Annotated in this window: 10 protein-coding genes and 1 other annotated feature (1 of these 11 only partly in view); of the genes, 8 read left to right on the plus strand and 2 right to left on the minus strand. The window is 36.4% G+C overall.

Annotated elements, in window-relative coordinates; genetic code table 11:
- Positions 1-138: a binding site (T-box leader), on the plus strand; it begins 85 nt to the left of the window's first position.
- Between the two features lie 39 nt (positions 139-177).
- Genes ilvB through cimA form a run of 8 tightly spaced genes read left to right on the plus strand, consistent with a single transcriptional unit; the run spans position 178 to position 9,354 of the window.
- Positions 178-1,851 carry a biosynthetic-type acetolactate synthase large subunit gene (gene ilvB / locus DTUR_RS06100; RefSeq protein WP_012583548.1) on the plus strand — a complete coding sequence of 558 codons (1,674 nt, stop codon included), beginning with the start codon at positions 178-180 and terminating at the stop codon, positions 1,849-1,851.
- 13 nt (positions 1,852-1,864) lie between these two features.
- Entirely contained in the window at positions 1,865-2,350 is a 486-nt protein-coding gene (ilvN, locus tag DTUR_RS06105; protein WP_012583549.1) for an acetolactate synthase small subunit, read from the plus strand.
- Between the two features lie 17 nt (positions 2,351-2,367).
- A complete protein-coding gene (gene ilvC, locus DTUR_RS06110) occupies positions 2,368-3,366 on the plus strand; it encodes a ketol-acid reductoisomerase (protein ID WP_012583550.1) in 999 nt (332 codons plus the stop codon).
- Positions 3,367-3,379: 13 nt separating this feature from the next.
- Positions 3,380-4,891, plus strand: a complete 1,512-nt coding sequence (locus DTUR_RS06115; RefSeq protein ID WP_012583551.1) for a 2-isopropylmalate synthase — start codon at positions 3,380-3,382, stop codon at positions 4,889-4,891.
- Positions 4,892-4,908: 17 nt separating this feature from the next.
- Positions 4,909-6,183, plus strand: coding sequence for a 3-isopropylmalate dehydratase large subunit (gene leuC, locus DTUR_RS06120; protein ID WP_012583552.1), 1,275 nt, complete (start codon positions 4,909-4,911; stop codon positions 6,181-6,183).
- Positions 6,183-6,686, plus strand: a complete 504-nt coding sequence (gene leuD, locus DTUR_RS06125) for a 3-isopropylmalate dehydratase small subunit (RefSeq protein ID WP_164931084.1) — start codon at positions 6,183-6,185, stop codon at positions 6,684-6,686. The genes leuC and leuD overlap by 1 nt, the downstream gene beginning before the upstream one ends.
- Positions 6,683-7,774 (plus strand): 3-isopropylmalate dehydrogenase, encoded by a 1,092-nt coding sequence (gene leuB / locus DTUR_RS06130; protein WP_012583554.1) that lies wholly within the window; start codon positions 6,683-6,685, stop codon positions 7,772-7,774. Before leuD ends, leuB begins: the two co-directional genes overlap by 4 nt.
- Positions 7,775-7,779: 5 nt before the next feature.
- Complete coding sequence (gene cimA / locus DTUR_RS06135; RefSeq protein ID WP_012583555.1) at positions 7,780-9,354, plus strand: citramalate synthase; 1,575 nt, start codon at positions 7,780-7,782, stop codon at positions 9,352-9,354.
- On the opposite strand, the gene galK is transcribed toward cimA, so the two are convergent.
- The gene (gene galK / locus DTUR_RS06140) at positions 9,351-10,493 is read right to left on the minus strand and encodes a galactokinase (RefSeq protein WP_012583556.1); all 1,143 of its coding nucleotides are present in this window, start codon (positions 10,491-10,493) and stop codon (positions 9,351-9,353) included. The genes cimA and galK overlap by 4 nt on opposite strands.
- Positions 10,483-11,457, minus strand: a complete 975-nt coding sequence (galT, locus tag DTUR_RS06145; protein WP_012583557.1) for a galactose-1-phosphate uridylyltransferase — start codon at positions 11,455-11,457, stop codon at positions 10,483-10,485. Before galT ends, galK begins: the two co-directional genes overlap by 11 nt.
- Between the last annotated feature and the right edge of the window lies 1 nt (position 11,458).

The raw sequence follows: 11,458 nt of genomic DNA on the forward strand, positions 1-11,458 counted from the left end.
GGAACTCGCCTCGGAGCTGAGATCCTGAATGAGTAAAGTAGGGATCTCCGTATACCTGCGTTAAAGGTTAGAGTTGCCTTGAGTTCTTTAACTTGAGGCAAGAAAGGTGGTACCGTGGGAAAGCTTCTCACCCTTTATGGTTGAGAAGCTTTTATTTTAAGAAGGGAGGTAAAAAAAATGTTAATGACTGTTGCCGAAGCAATCATAAAGTATATGCAGGAAGAAGAAGGCATAGAAGTAATATTTGGATATCCAGGCGGCGCAGTAATAGGTTTTTATGATGCCCTTCATAATTCCACTCTAAAACATGTTCTGGTAAGGCATGAACAAGGTGCGGCTCATGCGGCAGACGGATATGCAAGATCTACCGGTAAGGTTGGAGTTTGCATAGCCACATCTGGTCCTGGTGCTACAAATCTCACCACTGGAATAGCTACTGCTTATATGGATTCGATACCAATCGTAGCTATAACAGGACAAGTTAAAACTTCTGCTATTGGAAAGGATTCTTTTCAAGAGGTAGATACAAGAGGCATAACCATGCCAATTACGAAGCACAATTATCTTATTACTAATCCCCACGAAGCTCTAAGAATCATAAAGGAAGCTTTTTATATTGCAAAAACAGGAAGAAAAGGTCCTGTACTTGTAGATATACCTTCAGATGTTTTCTTATCTAAAATAGAATATTCTGTCCCCTCAAAGGTTGACCTTTTGGGATATAAACCTAACTATGACCCTCATCCTTTGCAAATAAAAAGAGCTGCTCAGTTAATTAAGGAGGCAGAAAGACCAATAATTCTTGCAGGAGGTGGAGTGATAGCATCAGAAGCCTCACAAGAATTAATAAAATTTGCCGAGAAAATAAATGCTCCTGTGGTTACAACTCTGATGGGAAAGGGTTCAATTCCGGAAACCCATGAACTGTCTTGCGGATTCATAGGAATGCATGGCGCAGCTTATGCAAACTACGCGATTAATGATAGTGATCTTATTATTGCCATTGGCGTAAGATTTTCCGATAGATCTACGGGAAAAGTAGAAACCTTTGCTCCTAATGCCAAAATTATACACATAGATATTGATCCTGCTGAAATAGGTAAAAACGTTAATCCTTACGTTCCTATTGTGGCCGATGCTAAGAGAGCTCTAGAAAGACTTGTAGAAGTGGTTGAACCAAAGATAAATGCTATGTGGTGGGAGAAAATAAAGGAATGGAAAACCAAATATCCATTAAGATATAGAATGAGTAATGATATAATCAAACCTCAATATGTTATAGAAAGAATATATGAACTTACCAAGGGCGAAGCTATAGTAGTAACAGAAGTAGGACAAAATCAAATGTGGGCTGCTCAATATTATAAAGTGAAAAGGCCAAGACAATTTATAACATCTGGCGGACTTGGCACTATGGGGTTTGGATTTCCAGCGGCTATTGGAGCACAAATTGGTAATAGAGATAAAATTGTTATTGATATTGCTGGAGATGGAAGTATTCAGATGAATATTCAGGAGCTCGCCACAGCAGCCTCAGAGAGACTTCCAGTTAAGATTTTTATTCTTAATAACAGTTGCCTTGGTATGGTAAGACAATGGCAAGAATTATTTTATGAAAAAAGATATTCTTGTACTCTTCTTGATGTTGCTCCTAATTTTGAAAAACTCGCAGAGGTTTATGGAGCATACGGAAGAAGAGTTGAAAAAATAGAAGAATTAGATGAAGCCATTGAATGGGCATTAAATATTAATGATTCCCCTGTAATAGTAGACATCCAAGTTAATAGAGAAGAAAATGTATTTCCTATGATTCCTGCAGGCGGGTCTATTGACAAAATGCTTATTGATTAGAGGAGGCGATATTATGCAACATACCCTTTCCTTAATTGTGGAAAACAAACCAGGGGTACTCGCAAGAATAGCTGGTTTATTTAGTAGAAGAGGATATAACATTGAGAGTCTTGCAGTAAATACTACTGAAGTTCCTCATCTTTCAAGAATAACCCTTGTAGTTAAGGGTGATGAAAAAGTATTAGAACAAATCACAAAACAAGCCTACAAGTTAATTGAAGTAGTTAAAGTTAATGATTTTACTGGAGTTCCTGTAGTGGAGAGAGAGTTGGCTCTGATTAGGGTTAAATCCGATGCTACCACGAGAAGAGCGATAATTGATCTTGTAGAAATTTTTAGAGCCAACATTGTAGATGTTAGTGATAAGGATTTGATAATTGAAATTACAGGTGATAGCGAGAAAATTGACGCTTTTAAAAAGAATTTAGAACCTTATGGGATTAAAGAGATGGTAAGAACAGGAAAGATCGTTATGGAGAGAGGATTAAAACTCTATTAATTAGGGAGGGTTTAAAAATGGCAAAAGTGTATCATGACACAGAAGTTAGTCTTGAGGCCTTAAAGGATAAAATTGTCACCATTATAGGATATGGAAGTCAAGGAAGAGCCCATGCCTTAAATTTAAGAGATAGTGGAATAAAGGTTATAGTCGCAGTAAGACCTAATGGAGAGTCCTGGAAAAGAGCTCTTGAAGAAGGTATGACGGTAGAAAAAATAGAGGATGCCGTTCAAAAATCTGATGTTTTAATGTTCCTAATACCAGATACTGAACAGCCTACAATTTATAAAGAAAAGGTTCTCCCCTATTTGAGACCAAATCAAGCATTAGGTTTTGCTCATGGTTTTAACATTCACTTTTCTCAAATAGTACCACCCCCATTTTTAGATGTATTTATGGTAGCCCCTAAGGGCCCTGGACCGTTAGTAAGAGATTTATATGTAGAAGGGAAAGGAGTCCCTGCCCTTTTTGCTGTGTATCAAGATTATACTCAAAAATGTAGAGATATAGCTTTAGCTTATGCTAAGGGAATTGGTGCAACTCGAGCTGGAGTTCTGGAGACTACTTTTAAGGAGGAAACTGAAACTGACCTCTTTGGAGAACAAGTGGTACTTTGTGGTGGGGTGACAGCCCTCATAAAAGCTGGTTTTGAAACTTTGGTAGAAGCAGGTTATCAACCAGAGGTGGCTTATTATGAGTGTCTCCATGAAATGAAACTCATTGTAGATTTAATAAACCAAGGTGGAATAAGTTTTATGAGGAAAGCTATTTCTGATACGGCAAAATATGGAGATATTACTAGAGGTCCAAGGATCGTAAATGAAGAAACAAAGAAAGAGATGAGGAAAATATTAAACGAAATTCAGAGCGGACAATTTGCTAAAGAATGGATATTAGAGAATCAGGTCGGAAGACCTGTTTTTAATGCTCTATTGAAAAAAGATGAAGATCATCTTATAGAAAAGGTTGGAAAGGTTTTAAGAGAAATGATGCCCTGGTTAAAACCTAAGAAATAGGGTGGTGATTTTGATGGGTAAGTTGTATATCTTTGATACTACTTTAAGAGACGGAGAGCAAACACCTGGGGTAAACCTGAATAAAGAAGAAAAATTAGAGATCGCAAAACAACTTGCAAAACTTAATGTAGATATTATTGAGGCGGGATTTCCTATTGCTTCTCCTGGTGAATTTGAGGCAGTCAAAAACATTGCGGAAAAGGTAAAGGGACCTATTATTGCAGCCTTAGCAAGAGCAATTCCTATGGATATTGACAGAGCCTGGGAAGCTATAAAATATTCTGAGTCTCCAAGAATCCATACTTTCATTGCTACTTCTGATATTCATATTGAGAAAAAATTAAAGAAAACCCGTGATGAAGTTTTAGAGCAAGCGGTCTCTGCAGTAAAATATGCAAAAAGATATTGTAGCGATGTGGAATTTTCTGCGGAAGATGCAGTAAGAAGCGACTTTAATTTTTTAGTAAAAATCTTTGAGGCAGTTATTGAAGCAGGAGCAACAGTCATTAATGTGCCAGATACGGTTGGTTATGCCCTACCCTGGGAATTTGGGGAATTGATAAGGAGGTTAAAAGAAAACATCAGAAACATTGACAAAGCTAGAGTGAGTGTTCATTGTCATAATGACTTGGGTTTAGCTACTGCTAATTCTCTCTCTGCTATAGTAAACGGAGCTGAGCAGGTAGAGTGTACCGTAAATGGACTTGGCGAAAGGGCTGGAAATGCAGCTATGGAAGAGATTGTTATGGCAATAAAAGTAAGAAGACTTCCCTTTGAGGTTAGTATAAAAACCGAAGAGATATATAAAACAAGCAAGTTAGTGAGTAATCTCACAGGCATACCTATACAACCCAATAAAGCAATTGTAGGTGAAAATGCTTTTGCTCATGAATCAGGAATACACCAACATGGGGTAATTCAAGATCCAAGTACCTATGAAATAATTGATCCAAAAACTATTGGAATTCCTGAGAGCAAAATTGTTCTTGGAAAACATTCGGGCAAACATGCCTTTGAAAAAAGACTGCAAGAGCTTGGATATTCTTTACCTCCTGATCAATTAGAAGAGGCTTTTAGAAGATTTAAAGAACTTGCTGATAAGAAAAAGGAAATTACTGATAAAGATATAGAAGCTTTAGTATCCAATCAAATAAGAATAATACCTGAGTATTATAAATTGCGTCATTTACAAGTAGTAAGTGGAATTGGTATTGTACCTACTGCAACTATAATAATTTCTGAGAATGGAGAAGAAATAAAAACTGTAGAAATTGGTAATGGGCCTGTAGATGCAGTTTATAAAGCTATAACAAAGGCAGTTAAAGTTCCCCACTCTCTTGAAGACTTCTCTTTAAAATCTGTGACTGGTGGAACCGATGCACTGGGAGAAGCTATGGTGAAATTATCTGATAAGGATGGGAACATATATGTAGGGAGAGCTACCAGTACTGATGTTATTGAGGCAAGTGCTTTGGCTTACTTAAGGGCATTAAATCAATTGGTAATGTTAAAAGGAAAAGATTAAAAGGAGGAAATGGATTCATGGGAATGACTATTACAGAAAAAATATTGGCTGATCATTCAAGCAAAAAAGAAGTATTTCCTGGTGAATTGATATTTGTTAAATTAGATTTTCTATTAGCTAATGATATAACTGGTCCCCTTGCTATAAAGGAATTTGAAAAAATTGGAGTGGAAAAGGTTTTTGATAATGAGAAAATAGCATTAGTACCTGATCATTCTACGCCAAATAAAGATATAAAATCAGCTATGCAAAGTAAAATACTGAGGGAATTTGCTAAAAAGCAAGGTATAAAATACTACTACGAAGTAGGTAGAGTAGGAATAGAACATGCATTGCTTCCTGAAGAAGGCTTAGTCCTTCCTGGAGATGCTATAATTGGCGCTGACTCCCACACTTGTACCTATGGTGCCCTTGGTGCCTTTTCTACTGGTGTTGGAAGTACGGACCTTGCTTATGCGATGGCAACGGGAGAAATATGGTTAAAAGTGCCTGAAAGCATAAAATTTGTGTATTATGGAAAACTTTCTCAGTGGGTTACAGGTAAAGATCTAATACTTTATACCATTGGACAAATAGGAGTGGATGGCGCAAGGTATAAAGCTATGGAGTTTACTGGTGAGGTAATAAGGAATTTATCTATGTCCGATAGGTTAACTATATGTAATATGGCTATAGAGGCGGGAGCTAAAAATGGAATAATTGAGCCTGATGAAATCACCTTGGAGTATGTAAGGAATAGAGCTAAGAGAAACTTTAAAGTATATAAGAGTGATGAGGACGCTCATTATAAAGAAATCTATGAGTGGGATGTTACAAATTTGGAGCCTATTGTTGCTTTTCCTCATCTTCCTAGTAATATTAAAAAGATCTCTGATATAGGGAAAGATATCTATATTGATCAAGTATATATAGGATCATGCACTAATGGAAGAATTGAAGACCTAAGACTTGCAGCAAAAATCTTAAAAGGACATAAAGTTCATAAGGATGTGAGATTAATAGTAACTCCTGCTACTCCTAATGTATATATGCAAGCATTAAAGGAGGGTTTAATAGAAATATTCCTTGAGGTAGGAGCCTCCATAACTCCTCCAAGTTGTGGTCCATGTTTGGGAGGTCATTTAGGAGTTTTAGCAGAGGGAGAGAAGGCAGTAGCTACAACCAATAGAAATTTTGTGGGAAGAATGGGACACCCAAAGAGTGAGGTTTATTTATCAAATCCTGCAGTTGCAGCAGCCTCAGCTATTTTAGGAAGAATAGCTGCTCCTTGGGAAGTGGAGGTGAAGGAATGATGATATATAAGGGTAAAGCATTAAAGTATGGAGACAATATAGATACTGATGTTATTATTCCTGCAAGATATTTGAATACTACGGATCCAAAAGAACTTGCAGAACATTGTATGGAAGATTTGGACTTAAATTTTAAAGAGAAAGTAAAAGAAAAAGATATTCTTGTAGTAGGAGAAAATTTTGGTTGTGGATCTTCAAGGGAACATGCACCCATAGCTATAAAAGCTTCAGGGGTGAAGTGTATAATTGCAAAGTCTTTTGCAAGAATCTTTTATAGGAATGCTATAAACATAGGACTTCCTATACTTGAGATTTCAGAAGCAGTAGATAGGATTAATGAGGGGGATGAGTTAGAAGTAGATTTTGATAAAGGTGTTCTCAAAAATTTAACTACAGGGGAAACTTTTACCACTTTCCCCTTCCCTCCCCTTATTCAAGAGATAATAAAAAAGGGTGGATTGATTAATTTTGCAAGGGAGAGGGTAAAAGGAGGTAGTTTATGAGGGTAAAGATAGCTGTACTTCCTGGTGATGGTATAGGTCCTGAAGTGGTAAAACAAGCAATAAAAGTAATAAACGTGCTTTCTAAAAAGTTCCACCATCAGGTAGAAATAAAAGAAGGTATTGTAGGAGGTGCCGCCATAGATAAATTTGGAGACCCCCTTCCCGAAGAAACCTGGAAAATATGCGAAGAAAGTGATTCAATATTATTAGGTGCTGTTGGAGGACCAAAGTGGGATAACCTTCCTGGAGACAAAAGACCTGAAAAAGCATTGTTAAAATTAAGATCAGGATTTAATCTTTTTGCCAACCTAAGGCCAATTTCTATTTTTGATGAATTGATTTTTTCCTCTCCAATTAAAGAAGAATACTTAAAGGGAGTTGATTTTATAATTGTAAGAGAACTTACTGGGGGTCTATATTTTGGAAAACCTAAGGAAACCAGAATAGAAAATGGTGAAGAAATTGCTATTGATACCATGATATATAGGACTTCTGAGATTAGAAGAATAGCACATGTCGCCTTTAAGATGGCCCAAAAAAGAAAAAAGAAAGTGACCTCTGTTGATAAAGCAAATATCCTTGAATGCTCAAGACTATGGAGAAAAATTGTGGAAGAAGTGGCTAAAGAATATCCTGATGTAGCTCTCGAACATATGTATGTGGATAACTGTGCTATGCAAATAGTGAGAAATCCTAAGCAATTTGATGTGATTCTTACGGAAAATACTTTTGGAGATATATTGAGTGATGAAGCTGCAGTGATTACAGGTTCTATTGGAATGTTGCCTTCTGCAAGTCTTGGAGAAACCAAAAAGGGATTGTATGAGCCTATTCATGGTTCAGCTCCAGATATAGCGGGTCAAAACGTAGCAAATCCCATTGCTACTATTTTGTCTGTAGCTTTAATGTTCAGATATTCTTTTGATCTTGAGGAGGAAGCAAAACTTATAGAAAAGTCTGTAAGAAAAGTATTAAGTCTTGGTTATTTTACAAAAGATCTCTATGCTAACAATCCCTATGCTCAAAAAATGGTAACAACCGAGGAAATGGGAGATCTAATATGTAGTGTAATCGAGGGAGGTGCTTAATATTAATGAAGAAAGTTTTTTTGTATGATACCACTCTAAGAGATGGTGCCCAAAGTGAGAGAATTTCATTTTCTCTTGAAGATAAGATAAGAATAGCCCAAAAGCTTGACGAATTTGGGATAGATTATATTGAGGGAGGATGGCCAGGATCTAATCCTAAGGATTTAAATTTCTTCAAGAGGATAAAAGAAGTTCCCTTAAGACATGCTAAAATAGCAGCCTTTGGGAGTACAAGGAGAGCTCAAGTATTGCCAGAAGATGATGCCAATCTAAAAGCTCTTCTTGATAGTGATACACCTGTAGTAACTATCTTTGGAAAAAGTTGGACTTTACATGTAACAGAGGTGTTGAGAACAACTTTGGAGAATAATCTAAAAATGATTTATGACTCTGTAAAATATCTAAAAAGTTTTGGAAAAGAGGTAATATACGACGCAGAGCATTTTTTTGACGGGTATAAAGCCGATCCTGAGTATGCTCTCTCAACCCTTGAGGCTGCATCAGAGGGTGGTGCTGACTGGATTGTACTTGCAGATACCAATGGTGGCACGCTTCCTTGGGAAGTGGAAGAGATCTTGGAGAAGGTAATGGAAAGGATTAAAAAACCTATAGGAATACATGCCCATAATGATTCGGGACTTGCAGTAGCAAATTCTATAGTCTCGGTAAAAAAAGGGGCAACACAAGTTCAAGGCACTATAAATGGATATGGAGAAAGGTGTGGAAATGCAAACCTGTGTACTATAATACCTATTCTTCAATTGAAAATGAATATTGAAGTTGTACCGGAAGAAAAGCTTTCTCAACTTACGGACCTTGCTAATTGGGTCTCTGAGATTGCTAACTTACCTCCTGATCCCTCTTCGCCATTTGTGGGAAGAAGTGCCTTTGCCCATAAAGGTGGGGTTCATGTGAATGCTGTTCTTAAAAATCCTAAATCTTATGAGCATATAGATCCTGCTAAAGTAGGAAATAAAAGAAGAATACTTGTTTCTGAACTTTCTGGAACAAGCACCATAGTATCAAAGGTGAAGGAATTTAATATAGATCTTGACAGAGATTCTCCTTTGGCAAAATTGATCTTAGATAAAATTACTCACTTAGAGAATGAAGGTTATTATTTTGAAGGAGCAGAAGCTTCTTTTGAGCTTCTAGTAAGGCATCTTTTAGGTCAGGAGACAAAATTGTTTGACTTAATAAGCTTAAGGGTTTTAATTGAAAAGATAGGAGACTCTGGCGAAACAATAACTGAGGCAACTTTAAAACTTAATGTAAAAGATCAGATTGTTCATGTAGCTGCCGAAGGAGATGGTCCTGTCCATGCCTTAGATCAGGCTTTAAGAAAAGCTCTAATTGAATTTTATCCTGAATTAAAGAACATTCATCTCTCTGACTTCAAAGTAAGAGTAATCAATGGTAATGCAGGTACAGCTGCAAAAGTTAGAGTATTGATTGACTCTACTAATGACAAAGGTGATACTTGGAGTACCGTTGGGGTCTCTACAAACATTATTGAGGCAAGTTGGGAATCTCTAGTCCAAAGTATAGAGTATGGAATAATGAAAGTGCGGGAGGCTTAAACCTCCCGCACTCCATTAGAAGTCTCCAATATTAAAATATCCGGCTTAAACCCAAATTTTTTTTCATAACTTGTAGTAATCTTCCCTATCCATTCCTCAATAATGGTTTCTGGTACAAGGTTTATAGTGGAACCTCCAAAACCTCCTCCCGTCATTCGAGATGCGAAAGCGCCATACTCAAGAGCTTTTTCAACTAAGAAATCTAATTCTTCGCAGGTTACCTCATATAAATTTTTTAAGCTTAAGTGAGAGTCTAACATATATTTGGGTAGATTTTCCCATTTATTATTTTTCAAGTCATTTACAAAATTTAGAACCCTTTTGTTTTCGTTATAGACGTGGGCAACTCTCTCTTTCAATGGGGAGGGTAGAATTTCTTGAGAAAGCTCAAAAGCTTTTTCATCAAGTTCTCTCAATGAGTTTATATTTAAGTGTTTTTGTAGCATTTTCAGAGCCTCTTCTCCCTCTCTTCTTCTTGTAGAATAACCTTCTCCTGCTATGGAATGTTTTACCTTGGTGTCCACTACTGCGAGTCTCAATTCTTTACTTTTTATATCAAAGGGAATGTGTTCATAATCCAGAGTTAAAGTATCGATTAAAAGAGCAGTATTTTCTCTTCCAAAAGTTGCAATAAACTGATCCATAATGCCACAAGGTGCTCCTACAAAGTTATTTTCTGCTCTCTGAGAAAGTTTTGCTATCTCTTTTTTCTCAATATTTAAATTAAAGTATTCAGAAATTCCATAAGCAACTGAAACTTCATAAGCAGCTGAACTTGATAAGCCTGCTCCCATGGGAATCTCTCCATATAAATAGGCATCAAAGTAAGGAATTTCTCCTTTTATTTTTCTTATCTCGTTTATCACACCCATAAGGTAGTTTACCCAGGGTTTTTCTTTATTAAAAATCAAATCCGAATAATCAAACTCAAAATAATCATTAAAGTTTTCTGAGAAAACTCTAAATTTATTCTCTGTATTTCTCTTCAGGTAGAAATAAAAAAACTTATTTATGCTTATGGGCAGAACAAAACCATAATGATAATCAGTATGTTCACCTATTAAATTCACTCTACCCGGAGCCCTAAAACCCCTAAAACCCTCTTTACTTCCAAAAATTTTTTCGAAGTTACTTCTCATTTTTAGAAATCCTCCTCAAACTTTCTCTCATAAGTTCGGCCGATTCTTCAGGTGGTAAAGGATTTATAAAGGTTCCAGCTCCAGATTCTACGCTTGCAAGATATTTTATCTTATCTTTTGCTCTATGAAGAGAGTAAAACTCTACATGAAAATGATAATTAGGATAATCCCCTTTAACGGGTTTTTGATGAAATACCATCATGTACGAAAAATTAAAGCCATAGACATTATCATAAGCTTTTGTTATTTTTTGAATAATCTCAGCAAGGTACATCTTTTCAGCATAGGTCATCTCGGTGAGAGAACCTAAATGTCGTTTGGAATATATGTGGAGTTCAAAGGGATATTTACCATAAAAAGGCATAAATGCTGTAAAATACTTATTTTCATACACAATTCTTTTTTCTTCCTTTAGCTCCTTTTCTAAAATAGAGCAAAATAGACATTTTTTGTACTCTTCATAAAATTCATTAGTGGCTTTTAGTTCCTTCTCAATTATAGGAGGTATAAAGGGAAAAGCGTAAATCTGACCATGAGGATGATGTAAACTTACGCCTACTATCTCTCCCCTATTCTCAAATATAAGAACATACTGAATAAAGTCTAAGCTTCCCAAATCCTTATATCTATCTTCCCAAACTAGTATCAGTTTCTCTATTTGTTCAAGAGGCATTCTGGACATAGAGGAATCGTGATCCATAGTGTATAAGACTACTTCACAAACTCCCTTACCACCTTTTACTTTGTATATCTCATCTTCCCATTCAGTAATGTCAGGAGTTTCCTTGGTCAAAGAGGGATATCTATTTTCGAAAACTGCTATGTCAAAGGGCTTTGGTACCTCTATTCCACCATAACACAGAGGGCAAGCATTTCTTGCAGGAAGAACAGGTCTCTCTTGTACTTTGCCAGCAACTATTACCCATTCTTTTAAAAATGGATGCCAGCGTAATTCACTGCTCATC

The organism is Dictyoglomus turgidum DSM 6724 (assembly GCF_000021645.1).
GTDB classification, from domain to species: domain Bacteria; phylum Dictyoglomota; class Dictyoglomia; order Dictyoglomales; family Dictyoglomaceae; genus Dictyoglomus; species Dictyoglomus turgidum.

Coding starts and splice junctions, on each gene's coding strand:
- leuD (WP_164931084.1), top strand. CDS start 6,183: ATGATATATAAGGGTAAAGCATTAAAGTATGGAGACAATATAGATACT.
- galK (WP_012583556.1), bottom strand. CDS start 10,493: ATGAGAAGTAACTTCGAAAAAATTTTTGGAAGTAAAGAGGGTTTTAGG.
- ilvN (WP_012583549.1), top strand. CDS start 1,865: ATGCAACATACCCTTTCCTTAATTGTGGAAAACAAACCAGGGGTACTC.
- ilvB (WP_012583548.1), top strand. CDS start 178: ATGTTAATGACTGTTGCCGAAGCAATCATAAAGTATATGCAGGAAGAA.
- leuC (WP_012583552.1), top strand. CDS start 4,909: ATGGGAATGACTATTACAGAAAAAATATTGGCTGATCATTCAAGCAAA.
- galT (WP_012583557.1), bottom strand. CDS start 11,457: ATGAGCAGTGAATTACGCTGGCATCCATTTTTAAAAGAATGGGTAATA.
- ilvC (WP_012583550.1), top strand. CDS start 2,368: ATGGCAAAAGTGTATCATGACACAGAAGTTAGTCTTGAGGCCTTAAAG.
- leuB (WP_012583554.1), top strand. CDS start 6,683: ATGAGGGTAAAGATAGCTGTACTTCCTGGTGATGGTATAGGTCCTGAA.
- cimA (WP_012583555.1), top strand. CDS start 7,780: ATGAAGAAAGTTTTTTTGTATGATACCACTCTAAGAGATGGTGCCCAA.
- DTUR_RS06115 (WP_012583551.1), top strand. CDS start 3,380: ATGGGTAAGTTGTATATCTTTGATACTACTTTAAGAGACGGAGAGCAA.